This is a genomic window from Kitasatospora sp. NPDC023118 (assembly GCF_055560875.1).
This window is the reverse complement of record NZ_JBVHHW010000001.1, coordinates 301092-321533: the sequence shown is the minus strand read 5'-3', so window position 1 is coordinate 321533 and position 20442 is coordinate 301092. Positions and strand designations below refer to the sequence as shown.

Annotated in this window: 15 protein-coding genes; 7 read left to right on the top strand and 8 right to left on the bottom strand. The window is 73.6% G+C overall.

Going from position 1 to position 20442, the window contains the following annotated elements:
• Nucleotides 1-321 precede the first annotated feature (321 nt).
• Nucleotides 322-1353 carry a hypothetical protein gene (locus tag ACZ3UD_RS01430; protein ID WP_465580995.1) on the bottom strand — a complete coding sequence of 344 codons (1032 nt, stop codon included), beginning with the start codon at nt 1351-1353 and terminating at the stop codon, nt 322-324.
• Nucleotides 1354-1448: 95 nt separating this feature from the next.
• Here ACZ3UD_RS01430 and ACZ3UD_RS01425 point away from each other — a divergent pair, with 95 nt between their 5' ends.
• Complete coding sequence (locus ACZ3UD_RS01425; RefSeq protein ID WP_465580993.1) at nt 1449-2327, top strand: helix-turn-helix transcriptional regulator; 879 nt, start codon at nt 1449-1451, stop codon at nt 2325-2327.
• An 89-nt stretch (nt 2328-2416) separates the two neighbouring features.
• Here the strand turns inward: ACZ3UD_RS01425 and ACZ3UD_RS01420 are convergent, their stop codons facing one another.
• The 3 genes from ACZ3UD_RS01420 to ACZ3UD_RS01410 all read right to left on the bottom strand — a co-directional run bounded on the left by ACZ3UD_RS01420 (nt 2417) and on the right by ACZ3UD_RS01410 (nt 6943).
• Nucleotides 2417-4135 carry a DEAD/DEAH box helicase gene (locus tag ACZ3UD_RS01420; protein ID WP_465580990.1) on the bottom strand — a complete coding sequence of 573 codons (1719 nt, stop codon included), beginning with the start codon at nt 4133-4135 and terminating at the stop codon, nt 2417-2419.
• A gap of 170 nt (nt 4136-4305) precedes the next feature.
• Nucleotides 4306-4512: a cold-shock protein gene (locus tag ACZ3UD_RS01415; RefSeq protein WP_465580988.1), complete on the bottom strand. Its 207-nt coding sequence runs from the start codon at nt 4510-4512 to the stop codon at nt 4306-4308.
• 316 nt (nt 4513-4828) lie between these two features.
• The gene (locus ACZ3UD_RS01410) at nt 4829-6943 is read right to left on the bottom strand and encodes an MMPL family transporter (RefSeq protein WP_465580986.1); all 2115 of its coding nucleotides are present in this window, start codon (nt 6941-6943) and stop codon (nt 4829-4831) included.
• A 564-nt stretch (nt 6944-7507) separates the two neighbouring features.
• Between ACZ3UD_RS01410 and ACZ3UD_RS01405 the strand changes: the two genes are divergently transcribed.
• The 3 genes from ACZ3UD_RS01405 to ACZ3UD_RS01395 all read left to right on the top strand — a co-directional run bounded on the left by ACZ3UD_RS01405 (nt 7508) and on the right by ACZ3UD_RS01395 (nt 10500).
• A complete protein-coding gene (locus ACZ3UD_RS01405) occupies nt 7508-8401 on the top strand; it encodes a phosphotransferase enzyme family protein (RefSeq protein ID WP_465580984.1) in 894 nt (297 codons plus the stop codon).
• 172 nt (nt 8402-8573) lie between these two features.
• Nucleotides 8574-9575: a polysaccharide deacetylase family protein gene (locus ACZ3UD_RS01400; RefSeq protein ID WP_465580982.1), complete on the top strand. Its 1002-nt coding sequence runs from the start codon at nt 8574-8576 to the stop codon at nt 9573-9575.
• Nucleotides 9576-9687: 112 nt separating this feature from the next.
• Nucleotides 9688-10500 (top strand): DUF1963 domain-containing protein, encoded by an 813-nt coding sequence (locus ACZ3UD_RS01395; RefSeq protein WP_465580979.1) that lies wholly within the window; start codon nt 9688-9690, stop codon nt 10498-10500.
• Between the two features lie 8 nt (nt 10501-10508).
• Here the strand turns inward: ACZ3UD_RS01395 and ACZ3UD_RS01390 are convergent, their stop codons facing one another.
• The 4 genes from ACZ3UD_RS01390 to ACZ3UD_RS01375 all read right to left on the bottom strand — a co-directional run bounded on the left by ACZ3UD_RS01390 (nt 10509) and on the right by ACZ3UD_RS01375 (nt 13665).
• Nucleotides 10509-11018, bottom strand: a complete 510-nt coding sequence (locus tag ACZ3UD_RS01390; protein WP_465580976.1) for a GNAT family N-acetyltransferase — start codon at nt 11016-11018, stop codon at nt 10509-10511.
• Nucleotides 11015-11743: an exonuclease domain-containing protein gene (locus tag ACZ3UD_RS01385; RefSeq protein WP_465580974.1), complete on the bottom strand. Its 729-nt coding sequence runs from the start codon at nt 11741-11743 to the stop codon at nt 11015-11017. Before ACZ3UD_RS01385 ends, ACZ3UD_RS01390 begins: the two co-directional genes overlap by 4 nt.
• A gap of 83 nt (nt 11744-11826) precedes the next feature.
• Complete coding sequence (locus ACZ3UD_RS01380) at nt 11827-12327, bottom strand: GNAT family N-acetyltransferase (RefSeq protein ID WP_465580972.1); 501 nt, start codon at nt 12325-12327, stop codon at nt 11827-11829.
• Nucleotides 12328-12390: 63 nt separating this feature from the next.
• Nucleotides 12391-13665 (bottom strand): SAV2148 family HEPN domain-containing protein, encoded by a 1275-nt coding sequence (locus tag ACZ3UD_RS01375; RefSeq protein WP_465580970.1) that lies wholly within the window; start codon nt 13663-13665, stop codon nt 12391-12393.
• A 409-nt stretch (nt 13666-14074) separates the two neighbouring features.
• Between ACZ3UD_RS01375 and glgX the strand changes: the two genes are divergently transcribed.
• The 3 genes from glgX (at nt 14075) to treZ (ending at nt 20441) form a co-directional block, all read left to right on the top strand.
• Nucleotides 14075-16198, top strand: a complete 2124-nt coding sequence (gene glgX / locus ACZ3UD_RS01370; protein ID WP_465580968.1) for a glycogen debranching protein GlgX — start codon at nt 14075-14077, stop codon at nt 16196-16198.
• A gap of 71 nt (nt 16199-16269) precedes the next feature.
• Nucleotides 16270-18690, top strand: coding sequence for a malto-oligosyltrehalose synthase (gene treY, locus ACZ3UD_RS01365; protein ID WP_465580966.1), 2421 nt, complete (start codon nt 16270-16272; stop codon nt 18688-18690).
• Between the two features lie 2 nt (nt 18691-18692).
• Nucleotides 18693-20441, top strand: a complete 1749-nt coding sequence (treZ, locus tag ACZ3UD_RS01360; protein WP_465580964.1) for a malto-oligosyltrehalose trehalohydrolase — start codon at nt 18693-18695, stop codon at nt 20439-20441.
• Nucleotide 20442 lies beyond the last annotated feature (1 nt).

Genomic DNA, 20442 nt, shown 5'->3' with positions numbered 1-20442 from the left:
TCGGCGGCGTGGCGCGCAACAGTGCGACAGTCCGCGTCGTCGTGGAGGACCGTGAGTCCGTGGTGGGCGGCCGTCGCCGCAATCATCAGGTCGACCGCAGAGGCACTGCGGTGCTGGCCGGCGAGCGTCCGCCGCCGCACTGTCGATCCAGCGCCCTGCATTCTTCGGCGCCGAGACGTCGGGGTGGAGCTCGGCGAACAACTCGGAAAACTCGTCGTACTCCCGGCCGTCGCGCGCACTGAAGAGGAGCTCGGCACGCTGCGGGTAGCACGACGCGATCGGCACCTTGCCGACATCGATCGCCGGAGGAACTCGCCTTGCTCAGATCCGCCGCAGCACGAAACTGTCCGCCGGGTGGCCGGCGTTGGCTTCGGTGAGGCCTCCGGAGAGCTGGTAGAGGGCGCCGGCGGGGCCGGTGGTGACGGCGGTGGGGGTGGGGTCGGTGGAGGGGTGGACGGCGGTGAGGCGGGCGGTTCGCCAGTGGTCGTCGGAGCGCAGCTCCACCTCGGCGTCGCGGCCGGCGCCGTAGAAGAGGTTGGTGACGCCCGCGATGGTGCCGTCCGGGCGGGCGAAGATGCCGTCGAGGTGGAGCAGGGCCCCGCCGTCGGCGACCTCGACGCGGCGCAGGGCGGCCGGGTCCCACAGCGGGACCTGCCACAGGGTGCCGTCGTCCCACTTGCCGAGGACGAGCCGGCCGCCCTGGTAGGCGATGCCGTTGAGGCCGTAGGAGCCGGCGGGGGCGGTGAGGCGGTCGTCGCGCAGCAGGACGGAGCCGGTGCCGTCGGGGTCGACCTGGTAGACGTACGGGGCGAAGGAGTCGGTGACGTAGGCGGTGCCGTCGGGGGCGACGGCGATGTCGTTGGCCAGGTGGGCGCCGCCGTCGGCGGCGACGGCGGCGAGGTCGGTGTAGAAGAGCCGGCGGCCGGTGTCCAGGTCGTAGGCGGCGATGCCGGCGACGCGGCCGAGGGTGGCGGGGCTGGTGCGTTCGCCGATGCCGTTGTCGAGGTTGGTGACCAGGATGCGGCGGTGGGCCTGGTCGATCCGCAGGCCGGCGATCTCGATCAGGGTGTCGGGGTCGTCGATCAGGGTGCGGACGCTGCCGTCGGCGGCGACGGCGGAGACGGTGCCGTGGCGCAGCGAGCCGACCAGGAAGCGGTGGTGGGCCGCGTCCCAGACCGCGGTCTCGGGCACCAGGGTGGGCGCGTGGCCGGCGATCACGGCCGGGGCCGGACGGTGGGCGGCCGCGGCGGCGGGTAGCGTACCGGCGGTGCCGAGCAGGGTGGCGGCCGCGAAGGCGACCAAGGCGCGGCGGACAGTACGGTTCTGGCGGTTCATCACGAGTCCCTTGTGCATGCGGTGCGTTGTCGTGATCAAGCTTCGTTCGGGCGCCGGGGGCGCGGCAGTGCGTGGGGATACTGGTAGTTCGACCACCAGGAAGGACGGGGGACATGAACGAGGTGGAGGAGCGTCGCGCGGAGCTGTCGAGCTTCCTGCGCACCCGGCGGGCCCGGCTGACGCCGCAGGACGTGGGGCTGGCGCCGGGGGTCCGGCGGCGCACGCCGGGGCTGCGGCGGGAGGAGTTGGCGCTGCTGGCCGGGGTGGGCGTGACCTGGTACACGTGGCTGGAGCAGGGGCGGGACATCCATCCGTCGCCGGAGGTGCTGGCGAGTCTGGCGCGGACGCTGCGGCTGGACCGGGCGGAGACGGCGTACCTGTTCCGGCTGGCGAGCAGTCATCCGCTGGACGGCGAGGTGACGGCGGCCGCCGAGGTCCCGGCGGCGCTGCTGCGGCTGATGCACGCCCAGTGGCCGTCGCCGGCCTGGGTGATGGACGCCAACTGGGACGTGCGGGCCTGGAATCCGGGTGCGGACGCGCTGTTCGGGCTGTCCGGGCGGCCGCCGGAGGAGTGCAACCTGGCGTGGGTGGTGTTCGGCAACGCGGTGCACCGGCGCCGGGTGGAGCACTGGGAGGAGCACGCCCGCCGTTTCCTGGCGCAGTTGCGCTCGGCGTACGCGGAGCGGGGCGGGGAGGCGACGGCGGTGGGCCGCCGGCTGGGCCGGATGATCCAGCAGGTGCGCGGCGAGCATCCGGAGGCGGACCGCTGGCTGGACGAGCACCAGGTCGCGGAGCGTTCGGGCGCGGAGAAGGTGGTGCGCCACGAGGAGTTGGGCGAACTGCGGATCGACCAGCACGTGCTGCTGGCCGCGGAGGGGCTGCAGTTGATCGTGATGGCGCCGCGTGACGCGGAGACGGCGGAGCGGCTGCGCCGGCTGGCGCCCGCCGCGGCTGCCGAGCCCGCCGCGAGTGCCTCGACGGTCCAGCGGTAAACGGCCCGGCGGCACCGGGCCCGGAAAACGGCCGGGGCCCCTCATCGTGAGGGGCCCCGCAACCGTCGGTAAAACTCTTCCCGCAGCCGTCAGTCGGCCTTGCGCCGCTGGCGCCCGGTCCCGTAGTTGGAGCCGGACTTGGAGCCGCTGCCGGGCTTGGCGCGGCCCGAGGAACGTCCGATGAAGCCGGCGGCCTGGGGCCGCTCGCCCTGGCCGGCCGTGCCGAAGCGCTGCTTGGGGCGCGGGCGGCGGGGGTTGCCGTTCATGTCGACGTCGGCGGGCAGCCCGGAGCGCTTGGCGGGGCGGCGGCGCGGGGCGGCGGCCTTGCCGTCGGCGGGCTTCTCGACGGCCGGGGCGGCCGCGGCGGCGGGGACGAGCACGGCGACCGGGACGCCGCTGGGCGTGCGGGCGCCGGTGATCCGGGCCAGGTCGGCGTCGCCGGGGCGGACCTTGGTGACGGTCGGGCGGATCCCGGCGACCGTCATCAGCCGGTTGACCTCGCGGCGCTGTTCGGGCAGCACCAGGGTGACGACGGTGCCGGACTCGCCGGCCCGGGCGGTGCGGCCGCCGCGGTGCAGGTAGTCCTTGTGGTCGATCGGCGGGTCGACGTTGACGACCAGGTCGAGGCCGTCGATGTGGATGCCGCGGGCGGCGACGTTGGTGGCGATCAGCGCGGTGACGTCGCCGTCGCGGAACTGGTCGAGGACGCGGTTGCGCTGCGGCTGGGACTTGCCGCCGTGCAGGGCGGCGGCCTGGACGCCGGTGGCGCGCAGCTGCTTGGCGAGCCGGTCGGCGCCGTGCTTGGTGTGCACGAACATGATCACGCGCCCGTCGCGGGAGGCGATGTGGGCGGTGGTGGAGGCCTTGTCGGCGGGGTCGAGCTGCAGGACGTGGTGGTCCATGGTGGTGACCGCGCCGGCCGAGGGGTCGACCGAGTGGGTGACCGGGTCGTTCAGGAAGCGCTTGACCAGCCGGTCGACGTTGCGGTCCAGGGTGGCGGAGAAGAGCATTCGCTGCCCGTTCTCGGCGACCTGCTCCAGCAGCTTGCTGACCTGCGGCAGGAAGCCCATGTCGGCCATCTGGTCGGCCTCGTCGAGGACGGTGATCGCGACGTCGGAGAGGCTGACGTCACCGCGCCCGATCAGGTCGTCCAGTCGGCCGGGGGTGGCGACCAGGACCTCGGTGCCGCGGCGCACCGCGTTGGCCTGCCGGCTGATCCCCATGCCGCCGACGACGGTGGTGATCCGCAGGTTGACGGCGGTGGCGTAGGGGGTGAGCGCCTCGGTGACCTGCTGGGCGAGCTCGCGGGTGGGCACCAGGACGAGCGCCAGCGGGTGCCGGGCGTCGGCGCGGCGGCCGGCGGTGCGGGCGAGCAGCGGCAGGCCGAAGGCGAGGGTCTTGCCGGAGCCGGTGCGGCCACGGCCGAGGACGTCGCGGCCGGCGATCGAGTCGGGCAGGGTCGCGCCCTGGATCGGGAACGGCTCGGTGACGCCTTCGCGGGTGAGGGCGCTGAGGATCGCCTTGGGCAGGTCGAGTTCGGCGAAGGTGGCCGCCGGGGGCCGGGCCGGGGTGCCCTCGACGACGGTGAAGTCGGCGGGCTCGGCGGCGGTGGTGCGGGCGCTCTTGGAGGAGCCGGTCTTGGGGGCGCCGGTCTTGGGGGCGCCGACGCGGCTGCGCGGCTTGCGGGGGCGCTCGGCGCTCTCCCCGCCGCGGCGCGGGCGGTCGGTGCGGCGGCCCTGGTCGGCCGGGCGGTGCTGGTCGTTGTCGCGGGCGCCGCGGTCGCGGGGCGGGCGGGCAGGGGTGGTCACGGGGTCTCCGTCCGTCGGTCACCAGCCCGCGGTCGCGGGCTGGTCGGCCGTCGGATTGGAGTGCGCCGCCCCGGCCGTTCGGCGGCATGAACGAGGGCCCGCACCGTCGAGCGGTGCGGGCCCCCGCTTCACGAGATCAAGAAGATCGCGCGTCAGCGTGGTGGCTGACGTCAGCCGATGATCTGGATGTTCTCGCCCTGCGGGCCCTTCTGGCCCTGGGTGACGTCGAACTCGACGCGCTGGCCCTCGACGAGCTCACGGAAGCCCTGGGCGACGATGTTCGAGTAGTGGGCGAACACGTCCGGGCCGCCGCCGTCCTGCTCGATGAAGCCGAAGCCCTTTTCGCTGTTGAACCACTTCACGGTGCCGGTAGCCATAACCGTCTCCTCCTATTGGGGCATCAGGGACTCACACCTCGTGAATCCCCAAGTAGCCGCGATCCCCATCCGGAGACTGAAACACCGGACAAAACAAATGCGCCTGTTGGTTGGGACCAGCAGGCGCACACAAGCGTTCATGGGAACCAAAACTGCAACTGCTTCGACTGTAGCACGGCGACACCCCGATTGACCGGGGAGTTTTCTGCCCGGAAGATCACGTTTGCCGTCCCGGGAAAGCGGGGAGCGGCGCCCCGCCGAAGCGGGGCGCCGCCCGTGGTTCAGCCCGTGATCAGACCGTGACCGAGCGCTCGATTCAGCGGCGGCCGGCCGGCTCCGGCACACCGTGGGCGGCGGCCAGCGGGGCCGGGCCGTGGCCGGGGCGGGCGTCGCCGCCGTGGCCGGGCCACCAGGCCTTGCTGCCGAGCAGGGCCGTGACGGACGGGGTGAAGAACATCGCCATCACGAAGGCCGCGAGCACGATGCCGAAGGCCAGCGAGAAGCCGAGCTCCATGAAGAGCGTGTTGCCCGCGAGCATGAACGTCGCGAACGACGCCGCCAGGATGAAGCCGGCCGCCGCGACGGTCGGACCGCCGTGCTTGACGGCCTCGCGGGCCGCGTCGCGCGGGTTGCGACCCTCGCGGGCCTCCTCCCGGAGGCGGGCGATGATCAGGATGTTGTAGTCCGTACCGATCGCCACCACGAACAGGTAGATGAAGATCGGCAGCATGAACATCAGCCCCTCCTCACCCTTGATGTTCTGGAACAGCAGGGTGGTGGCGCCGAGGGTGGCACCGAAGCCGAGGCCGACCGAGGCCATCAGGTACCAGGGCGCGACGATGCTACGCAGCTGCAGGCCCAGGATGATCATGATGAGCACGGCCGCGATCGGGAAGACCAGCTTGTAGTCGTGGGCCATCGCGGCGTTGATGTCCTTGAAGACGGACGTCATGCCGCCGACCAGGGCCTGGGTGTCGGCCGGCGCCGCTCCGTGGGCGGCGTCGCGCAGCCTCACCACGGTGTCGATCGCCTCGTTGGTGGCCGGCGCGTCCTTCAGCTCCACGGTGAAGTCGGCGGTGGCGCTGTCCTTGCTGATGCCCCGCTCCTTGGTGGGCATCACCACGTTGGCCACACCGTCGACCCCGCCGATCCGGCCGGCGAAGTCCTTCAGCTGGCCCTCGCTCAGCGCGGTGCCCTTGGTGCTGGTCAGGAAGACGTGGCTCGGGTCGGCGGCGCCGGCCGAGAACGCCGACATCATCTTGTCCTGGACGACCATCGACTCCTTGTCCTTGGGCATGGAGCTGCCCGCGAGGTCGTAGGTGCCGGTGTAGTTGATGCCGGCCAGGGCCAGGACGACCAGCAGACCGCCGGAGACCAGGGCGACCAGGCCGGGCTTCTTGCCGGTGATCCGGCCGAGTGCGGCGAAGCGGGCGTTCTGGGGCTCGCGCATCCACTTCTTGCCGGGCCAGAACACCGCCTTGGACGGGATCACGGCGAGCACGGCCGGGGCCAGGGTGAGCATGACGAGCGCGGTGGCGAGGACGGCGATGGCGAGCGCAGGGCCGAGGGCGGTGAACATGCCGAGGCTGGAGAGGATCAGCACCGCGAAGGCGACGGCGACGGCACCGGCGGCGGAGGCGATCGCCTCGCCGACCCGGCCGACCGCGTTGGCCACGGCCTGCTTGCGGTCGTCTCCGGCCCGCAGCCGCTCCCGGTAGCGGAACGCCAGGAAGAGGAAGTAGTCGGTGCCCACACCGAGCACCACGATGATGAGGATCGCCGAGGTCATCGGCGTGGTCTCCAGGCCGAACGCCTTGATCGCGTCGTTGATCAGGCCCTTGGCGGCCGGCATCGCGATCACCAGCGACAGCAGCACCGGCAGGAGACCGGCCAGGATGCTGCGGAAGATGATGCCGACGATCACGATGACCAGCACCAGGCCGCCGAACAGGACGATGGCGTCGGTGGAGCCCGAGGAGTCCTTCTGGTCCAGCTGAGTCGCCGCGTCACCGCCGACCCGGAACTTCAGCCCGGTGCCGTCGGCGAGCTTGGAGCCCTCGTCGCGCAGCTTCTTGGCCGCTTCGGTGAACTGGGGGTCCTGCTGCTTGGTCTGGTCGATGGCGACCTGGGACAGCGCGTACTTGCCGTCCTTGGACTTCGACTGGTCGAGGACCGGCAGGACCTGCTGGACGAGCGGGATGTGCGCGTCGGTCAGGCCCTTGACGACCTTGTCCATCGAGGCCTGGTCGTCCTTGGTCAGCTGGCCCCCGTCGTTGCGCTCGAAGAGCAGCAGGGCGGACGGCGTGAAGCTGGACGGGAAGGCGCGCGACTGGAGCTGCGATGCCTGGATGGACTCGTAGTGGGTGGGAAGGAACTTCGACTGGTCGGTCTGGTCGGCGACCGTCGCGGCGCTCGCCGAGATGGCGATCATCCCGACCACCCACGCGGCGATCACCCACCACGCGCGGCGTACGACAAAGTGTCCTAGTCGGTGGAACATGCTCGAATGCCTCCTGGGCATGGTTCACCGCAGCCCTTGGGGGACGGGACGCTGGGCGACGGCAGGACCGGCGCTGTGAGCGCGCGAGGCGCTTCACTTGCCGGTCGGCAGGTAAGTAGGTCTGGGCGTCATCCTACGAGTACGTGCTTGCCGCCCGGCAAGGAGCCCCCGTAATCCAACCCCCGTACGGGGCCGCCCCGAACCGGCCCCGACCCAGTTTCTCCCGACCGCACCCCGGTTGACCTCGTACTCCGGGTGGAGACATCTCCCCCTCAGGGTGGAGCCCGTCCCCTACCTCCGAGGAGGAGGCGTCAGGGTCGCGGGGTAGGGGAAATCCCCACCCCGGCCCCGAGGGAGTTTGACGTCCCGGGTCCCCGCCGGTCCGATTCCGGGTCCCGCACACCGCGGGGCCCGGCGTCCGCGCGTCACCCCGTGCGTCATGATGATCACCGTCCGGGGCCCTCCGGATGCACGCCGGCGGAACGGAGTCCAGCCATGATCCCCTTCGACGAGGGCCGCGCCCGGCTGCTGCTCGCCCACGCCTGCGAGTCCGCCGGACTGCCCGGCCCCGGCGACGCCCGGCTGCTCGCGCTCGGCGAGAACGCCGTCTTCGACCTCGGCGACCCGGCCGTGGTCGCCAAGGTCGGCCGCGGCCCCGAGCTGTACGACCGGGCGCACCGCGAGCTGGCCGTCGCGCACTGGCTGGCCGGGCAGGACGTCCCGGTGGTGCGCCCCTACCAGGAGGTGGCACCCGAGCCGCAGCTCGCCCACGGGCACCCGGTCACCTTCTGGCACCGGCTCGCCCCCGCCGTACGCCCCGCCCGCCCGACCGACCTCGCCCCGCTGCTGCGCGCCCTGCACCGACTGCCGCTGCCGCCCTTCCGGCTCGGGCGGCGCGACCTGCTGGCGCCGGTGGAGCGCTGGCTGGCCTCCGCCGAGGACCGCGTCGACCCCGAGGACGTCGCCTTCCTGCGCCACCGCCGGGACGCCTTCGAGGCCGCCCTGCCCGACCTGGTACCGCAGCTGCACCCCGGGGTGATCCACGGCGACGCGCTGCCGCGCAACGTCCACGTCGGCCCGGACGGGCCGGTGCTGCTCGACCTGGAGAACGTCTCGCACGACCTGCGCGAGCACGACCTGGTGGTCCTCGCGCTCAGCCACGACCGGTACGGCGTGCCGGGCGAGGAGTACCGGGCGTTCACGCAGGCGTACGGCTGGGACGTGCGCGACTGGCCCGGCTTCGCGGTGCTGCGCGGGGCCCGGGAGACCGCCAGCGCCTCCTGGGTCGCGCAGCAGGCGGCGGGCAACCCGGCCGCGCTGGCGGAGTTCCGGCGCCGGGTCGACTCGCTCCGCGAGGGGGCCACTGACGTGCGGTGGTACCCGTTCTGACGGTGCGGGGATACCCCGGCTGAGGGGCGGGTGCCAACCCGGGCGAGTGTGAGAAGGCTCTTAAGCCGGATCGGTCCGGCGCGCAACCGGGCCACGTACGGTTGGCGTCCTATCGGACAGTCATCCTGACCGAGGAATCGGCCCCCCTTCTCGTACCTCAGGAGCCGCCGCCATGCCCACGGCCGCCGCCCGTCGACCCTCCCACCCGACCCGCACGGCCCGTGGCCGCAGCAGGCTGATCGCGGGCTGCGTCGTGGTGGCCGCCCTCCTAGGCCTGACCGCGTGCGGCACCGCCAGCGGGGCACTGCAGTCGCCCAGCGCCTCCGCCCCGGCCCCCGGTGACACGCCGCAGCAGCCGACCGGCACGGGCGCCGCCACCATCGCGCCCGCCCCCGGCTCGGACGCGGCGGACGACTCCGGCCCGGCGGCGCCGGCGGTCACCCCGAAGTCCAAGACCCCGGCGGCGCCGGCAGCGCAGGCCAAGACCCCGGGGCAGCCCTCCGCCGACGGGGCCCCCTCCTCCCCCGCCGCGCCGTCCGCCACGCCGCCCGCCATGCCGCCCGCCCACACCGGGCCAGACAAGGTCATCGGCTCCACCGCCTCCGGCGGCCGTACCGTCGCGCTCACCTTCGACGACGGCCCCGGCCCGGCCACCGGCCAGATCCTCGATCTGCTCGCCCAGTACCACGTCAAGGCCACCTTCTGCGAGATCGGCCAGAACGCCGCCGCCAACCCGGCCCTGGTCAAGCGGGTCATCGCCGAGGGCCACCGGCTCTGCGACCACAGCGTCCACCACCCCCAGCCCTTCGAGAAGCTCCCGCACGACAAGGCGGTGTACGAGATCACCAGCGCCCGGGACATGATCGTCCAGGCCGGCGGGCCGGGCACCCGGGTCAGCTGGTTCCGCGCCCCCGGCGGCGGCTTCAACGCGGACAACGAGCACATCACCGCGAGCCTCGGGATGTCCTCGCTCGGCTGGTCCGTCGACCCGCGTGACTGGTCCCGCCCGGGCGTGCCCGCGATCGTCTCCGCCGTGCAGAGCCAGCTCAAGCCCGGCGGCGTGATACTGATGCACGACGGCGGCGGCGACCGCAGCCAGACCGTGGCCGCGCTCAAGCAGCTGCTGCCGTGGCTGGTCGCCCAGGGGTACACCTTCGACCTCCCGGCCGCGTAAGGAAGTTGAGCTTCCGACTGATCGAACCACCGGACGGCGCCGGAGAGTTCGGACGGGCCGAGGCACTCCTGCCGTCCGGGCCGGAGCGACCGCGGCCATAGGGTGGGGCGCCGTGACCGACACCGCCCCCAGCCCCGCCGAACTCGTCGCCGCCGTTCCCGGGCTCGCCCGCCACCTGCGGCGGGCCACTCTGCTGCACCCGTACGCCGAACCCGACGCCGAGGTGTTCGGCAGCCGGATCGGCGGCCCGGCACTGTGGCCGGCCGGCGAGCCCTGGCCGCACTGCAGCGCCCGGCACCCGGACGACGACTACCGGATCCCCCGCAAGCCCCCCGAGGAGCGTGCCGCACCGACGGCCCTGATCCCGATCGCGCAGCTGCGCGCCGAGGACGCGCCTCACCTGCCCTGGCCGCAGAACACCGACCTGCTCCAGGTGCTCTGGTGCCCCAACGACCACGACGACATCCAGGGCAAGCGCTACTACTACGGCCCCGCCGTCGAACTCCACTGGCGGCGCGCCGCCGACCTCGCTCCCGCCGCTCCCCCGCCGCCCCTGCGCAGCGAGGAGGACTACTACCTGCCGCAGCCGTGCGCGCTGCGCCCCGAGCAGGTCCTCGACCTGCCCGACCAGGACGAACTGCCCGAGGAACTCAACCGCGCCGTCGCCGAGTTCGCCGAACGGCGGGGGATCGAACACGAGCGCGACCTGGGCCGCGCGGAGGGCTGGAAGGCAGGCGGCTGGCCGTCCTGGCACTCCACCGACCTCATCCCGGTCGACTGCGACTGCGGGGCGCGGATGACGCACCTGCTGACGATGGAGAGCGGCGACGACCCGGGCCTGTCGCTGGGGCGGTACGGCGAACTGCACGTGTTCGTCTGCCCGGTGGACCTGGCGCACCCGGTGGGGCTGGACATCCAGGGCTGAGGCTCAGCTCAGCCCAGGTGCAGCCGGTAGACCTGGCGGGAGCCACCCTCCGGCCCGGGTTCGGCGGCCTCGGCCGGGGTGAAGCCCAGCCGTTCGTAGAACACCCGGGCGCCGCTGGTCACCGCGCCGGGGTGGTCCGGCCCGAAGGTCACCACCTCGACGACGGCCGGGGCGCGGACGTGGCGGCGCAGCGCGTCCTCGGCCAGGGCGCGGCCGAGGCCGGTGCCCCGGGCGCGGTCGGCGACCACCAGCCAGTGCAGGTGGTGCCGCGGGGGCGTGGCGCCGTCGGTGCCGAACAGCAGTCCGCCGAGCACGCCTTCGCCGTCCTCTTCGGCGACCGTCGCAAGCCCCCGGTCGATGCACTTGCGCACGGCCCGGTGGAAGCCGGGCTCGGCCACCATCGGGCCGAACCAGTGCTCGACCTCGGCGGCCAGGGCGAGGAAGCCGGGCAGGTCGTCGGGGCGGGCGGGGCGGACGGCCGTCGGGCCGTGGCCGGCCGTCCGGCCACGGCCCGTCATCCGGCCGCGTCCGGCTGGTCCGACGGTCTGGACGGCCAGCGCGGGTCGACCACGGCCAGCGGGTCCTTGCCGCGGCGCAGCCAGGCCTGCAGGTCCTCGGCCCACTCCCGGTACCAACCGATCTGCCGCCGGTGCAGCTCGGCCGGCGCGACCTCCCCCACCTCGGCCGGGTAGCGCCCGCCCAGCGCGACGGCGACCCGTACGGCGGCCAGCGCGTCGCTGCCCGCCTCGTGCGCGTCCGTCAGCTCCACCCCGTACACCTCGCACACCCGCTGCAGGGTGCGCGAGCCCTTGCGGTACCTGTCCACGGCCCGGTCGATCACCAGCGCGTCCAGCACCGGCCCGACCGGCCCGCCCAGGCGCTCCGCGAGCGTCGCCAGCCCGTACCGGCGCAGCTCCGCGTCGAGCAGCGACAGGTCGAACGGCGCGTTGAACGCCACGACCGGCCGCCCGGCCGCGATCCGCTCGCAGAGCGCGGCGGCTATCTCCTCCACCGCCTCCTTGGCCGGCCGCCCCTTGCCGCGGGCCACCTCGTCCCCGATCCCGTGGATGGCCTCCGCCTCGGCGGGGATCGGAATCCCGGGGTCGAGCAGCCAGTTGGCGGCCGCCACCCGCTCGGCGCCGACCGTGTCCACGAGCGCGGCCGTGACGATGCGGTCCACGGCCGGGTCGGTGCCCGTGGTCTCCAGGTCGAAGCCGACCAGTGGCTGCTGCCACCAGCTCATCAGGTGTGTCCTTCCGTCCAGCCGCTCGAAACAGCCCCTATCATCACCCGCCCCACCGACAACCCGACCGGCAGGGGAGCCGATCACGGGCCGGGCAGCCCCAGGGCGTTCCTCGGACCTGAGCCCGCGGTCGGCGCCGGCTCCCGGAGCATGGAGACGTCGATCGGGTCCTCGTGGACGACGGTGAAGCCGTGCCGCTCGTACAGCCGCTGGGCGGCGCTGCCCTGGAGGACGACCAGGCGCATCGGCTCCCGGGCGGCGTCGGCCTCGGCGAGGAGGTGGCGCAGGACGGCGGTGCCGAGGCCGCGGCCCTGGAGGTGCGGGGCGAGGTAGAACAGCTCCAGGTGGCGCCCGCCCTGCTCGTCGGGGCGGATCGTGACGCAGCCCGCGAAGGCGCCCTCGACCAGCAGCACGGACGTGTACCGGGTGGAGAAGGACTTCCGCACCCGCTCCCGGGAGCGGGTCGGGTCCCAGCGGCCGAGGCGTTCCAGGTCGGCGCGCATGACCTGGGCCTTGAGCTCGACGACGGCTTCGAGGTCCTTGCGGCCGGCGGGTTCCAGGGTCCAGGCGGGGAGACTGTTCACGGCGGGCAGTGTTCCACCGGCGACGGGGCTCCGACCAGCGCCCGCCTTTTTGAAGAACACTGCTCAGGATACGGACCGGGAGTCCGCCCAGATCCCCTCGAACTCCTCGCGGTAGACCTCCAGCAGCCCCGGTTCGGTGCCGCCCGGCTGCTGGCCGGCGCCGCCGCGCAGGATCAGCGCCGGGGACTCCATGCCCCGGGAGCGGCGCAGGTAGGGCTGGATGACGCCGAGGTCGCGGGTCTGGCGGCGGCCGCCGACCTGGCCGGTGGGGCGGGGGCCCTCGACCAGGTAGGCGGTGAAGCGCGGGGTCTCGTCGAAGACCCGGATCTCGAAGCCGCCCTGGTCGCGCAGCCGGGCCCGGACCCGGCGCACGTGCATGATGTTCATCTCGATCGAGCGGGACAACTCGCCGCGTGAGAGCCCGAGTTCGCGTTCGCGGCGGCGCACCGCGCTGCTGGCCGGGTTGAGGAACAGCAGCCGGACCCGGCAGCCCTCCCCGGCCAGGCGCACCAGGCGCTTGCCGGTGTAGTTCTGGCAGAGCATGCCGAGGCCGATGCCGAGCGCGTCGAGGCGCCGGGCGCCCTCCAGCAGGTCCTCCACGGGCAGGTCGCGCTGCAGCCGGACCCGGTCGGCGTGCACCGCGACCACGTCCGCGTAGCGCCCGGCGACCAGGGACTCCACCACATCGGCGGGCACCCCGCCCGCGCCGCCGTCCAGGACGGCGAGCAGCCGGGCGGCGGCGCGCTCGGTCTGGGCCAGCACGGTCTGGGTGAGCACCCGGTTGCGGGAGACCACGTGCCGGGCCACCTCCAGCTCGTCCAGGGCGAGTTCGATCTCGCGCCGGTCGGCGAGGTACGGCTCGAAGCAGGGCCAGTGCTGGACCATCAGTTCGCGCAGCTGGGGCAGGGTGAGGAAGACCAGCGGGTCGTCGTCGGCCGGGTCGAGCAGGTAGCCCTTGCGGCGGCTGACCTCGCGCACGGCGCCGGCCCGGTGGGCCCACTCCTCGCCGGCCGGTCCGGCGGCGGCGGTGACCCAGTCCTCGCCGTGGGCGGGGGCGTAGATGGGGTGCAGCACCTCGTCGACCAGGGAGCGCAGCCGCTGTTCGACCAGGTTGAGCCAGACGTAGGCGCGGCCGGACAGTCGTACCCGCTGGTAGGCGTCCTCCCACTCCCCGGCCGACCAGGCGAGGGCGGGGACCTCGACCGGGCCGCTCTGGGCGGGCACCAGTGCGCGGCCGGTCAGGGTGGGGCGCATGACCACCGTGGGCGCCTCGCTGCGGGTACCGCCCCGGTCGGGGCCGTCGGGCCCGGAGCCACGGCCGCCGGCCGGGAACACCATGCGCCACCTCATCTGGTTGCTGCGGCCGACCCCCGCGGGCACGGGGACCGTTGACGGACCGTCGAGGGTCCGCTCGGGCGGCCGGGGCGGCCGGACGATCAAGGGTACTGCCCGTCGCGATCCGCCCGCAGCCGGATGCCGGTGGGCCTCCCGCGCACCGCCGGGCGCACCCGCCACGGGCTGGCGCCATTCTTCACAAGATTCACCCCTGGACACCCGTTCGGGCGAACCCCTGCGCTGTCTCCCGGCCGCCGGGGAAGGGCTCGGGGAGTATGCGGGCTGTGCCGTGCGTCACGGCGCGCGAGCGCCGCACATGCCCGGCCGCCCGGCCGGGAAGAGAGCGTCCGGGTCCGGGCAGATTGTCGGACTAGATGTCAGTTTCTGTCGGCAGCAAGGAAGTTGAGGACTCATGCAGGTCTGGCCCGGTAAGCCCTACCCCCTCGGCGCCACCTACGACGGGGCCGGCACCAACTTCGCGGTGTTCTCCGAGAGTGCCGACCGGATCGAGCTGTGCCTGATCGACGAGGACGGCTCCGAGACCGCCGTCGAACTGCGCGAGACGGACGCCTTCGTCCGGCACGCCTACCTCCCGGGCGTCCAACCCGGCCAGCGCTACGGCTTCCGCGTGCACGGCCCGTACAACCCGGGCCTGGGCCAGCGGCACAACAGCGCCAAACTGCTGCTGGACCCGTACGCCAAGGCGATGAGCGGGCACATCGACTGGGACGAGTCGGTCTACGGCTACCACTTCGGCGCCCCCGAGCGCCGCAACGACCTCGACTCCGCCCCGCACACCATGCACTCGGTGGTGATCAACCCGTACTTCGACTGGGGCACCGACCACCCTCCGCGCACCGACTACCACCGCACCGTCATCTACGAGGCCCACGTCAAGGGCCTCACCAAGCTGCACCCGGGCATCCCCGAGGAGATCCGCGGCACCTACGCGGGCCTGGCCCACCCGGCGGTGATCGAACACCTGGCCAAGCTCGGCGTCACCGCGATCGAGCTGATGCCGGTGCACCAGTTCGTCCGCGACCACCGGCTGCGCGACCTCGGCCTGGCCAACTACTGGGGCTACAACACGATCGGCTTCTTCGCCCCGCACTCCTCCTACTCCTCCACCGGCGACCGCGGCCAGCAGGTGCAGGAGTTCAAGTCCATGGTCAAGGCGCTGCACGCGGCCGGGATCGAGGTGATCCTCGACGTCGTCTACAACCACACCGCCGAGGGCAACCACCTCGGGCCGACGCTCTCCCTGCGCGGCCTGGACAACGTCTCCTACTACCGGCTCGCCCAGGACCAGCGCTTCTACGAGGACACCACCGGCACCGGCAACAGCCTGCTGATGCGCAGCCCCCACGTGCTCCAGCTGATCATGGACTCGCTGCGCTACTGGGTCACCGAGATGCACGTCGACGGCTTCCGCTTCGACCTCGCCGCCACCCTCGCCCGGCAGTTCCACGAGGTCGACCGGCTCTCCTCCTTCTTCGACCTGGTCCAGCAGGACCCGGTGGTCTCCCAGGCCAAGCTGATCGCCGAGCCCTGGGACCTCGGCGAGGGCGGCTACCAGGTCGGCAACTTCCCGCCGCTGTGGACGGAGTGGAACGGCATGTACCGGGACACCGTGCGCGACCTGTGGCGCGGCGAGAACGCCGCCCTCGCCGAGTTCGGCTCCCGGCTCACCGGCTCCTCCGACCTCTACCAGGACGACGGCCGCCGCCCGATCGCCTCCATCAACTTCGTGACCTGCCACGACGGTTTCACCCTGCGCGACCTGGTCTCCTACAACGACAAGCACAACCAGGCCAACGGCGAGGACAACCGGGACGGCGAATCCTTCAACCGCTCCTGGAACTGCGGCGTCGAGGGCCCCAGCACCGACCCGGCCGTCGAGGAGCTGCGCGCGCGCCAGCAGCGCAACCTCATCGCCACCCTGATGCTCTCCCAGGGCGTGCCGATGCTCTCGCACGGCGACGAGCTCGGCCGCACCCAGCTGGGCAACAACAACACCTACTGCCAGGACAACGAGCTCACCTGGGTGCACTGGCCCGAGGGCGACGGGCCGCAGGCGCGGCTGCTGGAGTTCACCCAGGGGATGATCTGGCTGCGCCGCGACCACCCGGTGTTCCGGCGGCGGCGGTTCTTCCACGGGCGGCCGGTCTCCGCGTCCGGCGGGTACGACGACCTCACCGACATCGCCTGGTTCACCCCCACCGGGGAGGAGATGACCAAGCGCAACTGGGGCGCCAGCTACGCCAAGTCGCTGACCGTCTTCCTGAACGGCTACGCCATCTCCGAGCCGGACCGGCGCGGCGGGCGGATCGTCGACGACTCCTTCCTGCTGATGTTCAACGCCCACTTCGAGCCGCTGGAGTTCACCGTGCCGGCCGGCCACGGACAGGAGTGGCAGGTCGTGGTCGACACCGCCCAGCCCCGGCTGCCCGCCCCGGGCACGGGGACGAGGGTCAAGGCCGGGGACACGCTGTGGCTCATCGACCGCTCGCTGATGGTGCTGCAGCGGCCCGCCTAGGGCGTGTGCGCTCACCTGTTCGGGCCAGCAGCGGGTCTTGGCGGCGGGCCGGGCCGGGTACCTATGGACACATGACCTCCGCCGCCGAGCCCGCGCAGCCCCGCCCGGCCGCCACCGTCCCCACGTCCTCGTACCGCCTCCAGCTCCAGCCCGGCTTCACCCTGCGTGACGCCACCGCCGCCGTGCCCTACCTGGCCGCCCTCGGCGTCTCCCACCTGCACCTGTCCCCGCTGCTGGAGGCCGCCCCCGGCTCCACCCACGGCTACGACACCGTCGACCACACCCGGATCAGCGAGCAGCTCGGCGGTGAGGCGGCGCTGCGCGCCCTGGCCGCCGAGGCGCACCGGCACGGACTGCGGCTGATCGCCGACGTGGTGCCCAACCACATGGCCGTACCCGTCCCCGAACGGCTCAACGGGCCGCTCTGGCAGGTGCTGCGGGACGGTCCCGACTCGCCGTACGCGCGCTGGTTCGACATCGACTGGGCCGCCCAGCCCGGCCCCGCCGACGCCCCCGGGCGCGGGCGGGTGCTGCTGCCGCTGCTGGGCGACCGGCTCGGCGCCGTGCTGGACCAGCTGACCGTGGACGGCGAGGTGCTGCGCTACCACCGGCACGAGCTGCCGCTGCGGCCGGGCACCGCGGGGCTGCCGCTCACCGAGCTGCTCGCCCGGCAGTGGTACCGGCTCGCCTGGTGGCGCCTCGCCCGCACCGAGCTCAACTACCGGCGCTTCTTCACCGTCAACGAGCTGATCGCCGTCCGGGTCGAGGAGCCCGAGGTCTTCGCCGCCACCCACGCGGTGCTGCTGCGGCTGCACGCCGACGGCATCCTGGACGGCTTCCGGATCGACCACCCGGACGGGCTCGCCGACCCGCGCGGCTACCTGCGCCGCCTGGCCGAGGCCACCGGCGGCGCGTACACCGTGGTCGAGAAGATCCTCACCGGCGAGGAGCGGCTGCCCGAGGACTGGCCGGTGGCCGGCACCACCGGGTACGACGCGCTGCGCCGGATCGACGGCGTGCTCACCGACCACGCGGGCGCCTGCCGCCTGGCGGGCGCGTACGAATCCTTCCTGCACGGCGGGCCGGTCCGCGACCCCTGCCAGGACCCGCACCCGGCGATCGCCGCCGCCCGGCGCGGCCGGGCCGACATGACCGGGCCCGGCGGCGAGCTGGCCGCCGAGGTCGAGCGGCTGGTGCGGATCGCGCTGCGGATCGGCGCCGCCGAACCCGCCCACGCCGACCACCCGCCCTGGCAGCTGCGCGCCGCGCTGCGGCGGCTGCTCAGCGACTACCCGGCGTACCGGCCGTACGCGCTCCCCGGAGAGCCCGTCTTCGACGACCCGCTGCGAACCGCCGGCTCCGAGGACCCGACCGAGCGCCTGGTGGCCGCGCTGGCCCTCGGCGAACTGGGCCGCGGCCCGGACAAGGACGAGTTCTGCGCCCGCTTCGCGCAGACCGCCGCCGCGGTGGCCGCCAAGGGCGTCGAGGACACCGCCTTCTACCGCTGGAACGCGCTGCCCGGCCTCAACGAGGTCGGCGGCGAGCCCTCCCGGCCCGGGGTGCACCCGGCCGAGTTCCACGACTGGTGCCGCTACCTGGAGCGCACCTGGCCGCACAGCATGACCGCGCTCTCCACCCACGACACCAAGCGCAGCGCCGACGCCCGGGCCCGGCTCGCCGTCCTCGCCGAGCAGCCCGACGCCTGGGCCGCCGAGGCCGCCGCCTGGTCCACCGCCGCCGGGCCCGGATTCGACCGCGACGCCGACTGGCTGCTCTGGCACACCCTCGTCGCCGCCTGGCCGATCGACCCGGACCGGCTGGTCGCCGCCCTGCTCAAAGCCGCCCGCGAGGCCAAGCTGCACACCTCCTGGACCACCCCCGACGCCGACTACGAACAGGCCCTGGAGCGGCGGGCGCGCTCGGTGTACGGCAACCCCGGGCTGCTCCCCCGGATCGAGGGCCAGGTGCACGCGCTCGCCCCCCACGCCCGCGCCAACACCCTGGCCGCCGCGCTGCTGCACCTGACCATCCCGGGCGTGCCCGACCTCTACCAGGGCAGCGAGGAGCCGTTGTACACCCTGGTGGACCCGGACAACCGGGGCGTGGTCGACCTCGGCGCGCTCGCCGTGCGGCTCACCGACTCGGCCACGGCCCGCCCCGGCGACCTCGCCCGGGAGAAGCTGCACCTGACCGCCACCGCGCTGCACCTGCGCCGCTCCCGCCCGCTCGGCGCCTACCGCCCGCTGACCGCCGTGGGGCTCGCCGGCGACCACCTGCTGGCCTTCGCCCGCGGCGAGGACGTGATCACCGCCGTCACCCGGCTGCCGTACGGGCTGGCCCGGGCGGGCGGCTGGCGGGACACCGTCCTGGAGCTGCCCGCGGGCGGGGCCTGGACGGACGAGCTGACGCTGCGCGGCTTCCCGGCCGGGGCGGTGCCGGTGGCGGAGCTGCTGGCGGGCGCCCCGGTGGCACTGCTGACGAGGAGGGGCTGAGCATGCCGCACTACGAGGTGTGGGCGCCGTTCGCGACTTCCCGCGTCACCGTCCAAGTCAACGGATTCGACCACGAGTTGGCCCGTAGCCCGGACCGGGACGGCTGGTGGTCCGGCGAGGCCCCCGAGGGCGACTACGCCTTCCGCCTCGACGGCGGCCCACCGCTGCCCGATCCGCGCTCGCCCCGGCAGCCACACGGCCCCGACGGCCCCAGCCGGGCGGTGGACCACGCCGCCTTCCGCTGGTCGCAGACCAGTTGGCACGGCCGCCCGCTGGCCGGCTCGGTGCTGTACGAGCTGCACATCGGCACCTTCACCGCGAGCGGCACCTTCGACTCCGCCACCGACCACCTGGACCACCTGGTCGAGTTGGGCGTGGACTTCGTCGAGCTGCTGCCGGTCTGCCCGTTCCCCGGCAAGCACGGCTGGGGCTACGACGGGGTCTCGCTGTGGGCAGTCCACGAGCCCTACGGCGGGCCCGAGGGGCTCAAGCGCTTCGTGGACGCCGCGCACCGCAAGGGCCTCGGGGTGGTGCTGGACGTGGTGCACAACCACCTCGGCCCGTCCGGCAACTACCTTCCGCTGTACGGCCCGTACTTCACCGAGCGGCACCACACCCCGTGGGGCTCGGCGATCAACCTGGACGCCCCCGGCTCGGACGAGGTGCGCCGCTACCTGATCGACAGCGCGCTGACCTGGCTGCGCGACTACCGGATCGACGGTCTGCGGCTGGACGCGGTGCACGCCCTCGCGGACGACCGGGCGGTCCACTTCCTGGAGGAACTCTCCGACGAAGTCGACAAGTTGGCGGTGGCCGTCAACCGGCCGCTGTTCCTGGTCGCCGAGTCCGACCGCAACACCCCGCGCACAACCGCCGCCCGCGAGGCCGGCGGCCAGGGCCTCACCGCGCAGTGGAGCGACGACTTCCACCACGCCCTGCACTGCGCGCTCACCGGCGAATCCCAGGGCTACTACGGGGACTTCGCGCGCGCGCCGCTCGCCGCCGTCGCGAAGACGCTGCGGCGCGGGTTCTTCCACGACGGCACCTGGTCCTCCTTCCGGGGGCGCAGCCACGGGCGGCCGTTCCCGCCGGATGCGGGCCACCGGCTGCTCGGCTACCTGCAGACCCACGACCAGGTCGGCAACCGGGCGCTCGGGGACCGCATCTCCACCACCGTGTCCACCGGCCGGCTCGCCTGCGGCGCCGCGCTGGTGCTCACCTCGCCGTTCACCCCGATGCTGTTCATGGGCGAGGAGTGGGGCGCCGCGACGCCCTGGCAGTACTTCACCGACCACACCGACCCCGCCCTGGCGGAGGCCGTCCGCCGGGGCCGGCGGCGGGAGTTCGCCGAGCACGGCTGGGCCGCCGAGGCCGTCCCGGACCCTCAGGAGCCGGCCACCGTGCTGCGCTCCGTCCTCGACTGGACCGAGCCCCGGCGCGCCCCGCACGCCGAACTCCTCGACTGGTACCGGCGGTTGCTCCGGCTGCGGCGCGAGCACCCGGAGCTGTCCGACCCGGACCTGGGCGCGGTGCGGGTCGCGTTCGAGGAGGCGGCCGGCTGGCTGGTGGTGCACCGGGGGCCGTACCGGGTGGCGGTCAACCTCGGCACGGCCGAGGCCGCGCTGCCGCTGGAGGCCGCCGGGCGGGAGCTGGTGGCGGCCTTCGGGGCGGCGGCGCTGGAGGGGACGGCGGTGCGGCTGGGGCCGGATTCGGTGGCGGTCGTACTCATTCGAGCCGCCAGTGGAATGTGAG

Coding starts and splice junctions, on each gene's coding strand:
- ACZ3UD_RS01430 (WP_465580995.1), bottom strand. CDS start 1,353: ATGCACAAGGGACTCGTGATGAACCGCCAGAACCGTACTGTCCGCCGC.
- ACZ3UD_RS01425 (WP_465580993.1), top strand. CDS start 1,449: ATGAACGAGGTGGAGGAGCGTCGCGCGGAGCTGTCGAGCTTCCTGCGC.
- ACZ3UD_RS01415 (WP_465580988.1), bottom strand. CDS start 4,512: ATGGCTACCGGCACCGTGAAGTGGTTCAACAGCGAAAAGGGCTTCGGC.
- ACZ3UD_RS01410 (WP_465580986.1), bottom strand. CDS start 6,943: ATGATCGCCATCTCGGCGAGCGCCGCGACGGTCGCCGACCAGACCGAC.
- ACZ3UD_RS01405 (WP_465580984.1), top strand. CDS start 7,508: ATGATCCCCTTCGACGAGGGCCGCGCCCGGCTGCTGCTCGCCCACGCC.
- ACZ3UD_RS01400 (WP_465580982.1), top strand. CDS start 8,574: ATGCCCACGGCCGCCGCCCGTCGACCCTCCCACCCGACCCGCACGGCC.
- ACZ3UD_RS01390 (WP_465580976.1), bottom strand. CDS start 11,018: ATGACGGGCCGTGGCCGGACGGCCGGCCACGGCCCGACGGCCGTCCGC.
- ACZ3UD_RS01385 (WP_465580974.1), bottom strand. CDS start 11,743: ATGAGCTGGTGGCAGCAGCCACTGGTCGGCTTCGACCTGGAGACCACG.
- ACZ3UD_RS01375 (WP_465580970.1), bottom strand. CDS start 13,665: ATGGTGTTCCCGGCCGGCGGCCGTGGCTCCGGGCCCGACGGCCCCGAC.
- glgX (WP_465580968.1), top strand. CDS start 14,075: ATGCAGGTCTGGCCCGGTAAGCCCTACCCCCTCGGCGCCACCTACGAC.
- treY (WP_465580966.1), top strand. CDS start 16,270: ATGACCTCCGCCGCCGAGCCCGCGCAGCCCCGCCCGGCCGCCACCGTC.
- treZ (WP_465580964.1), top strand. CDS start 18,693: ATGCCGCACTACGAGGTGTGGGCGCCGTTCGCGACTTCCCGCGTCACC.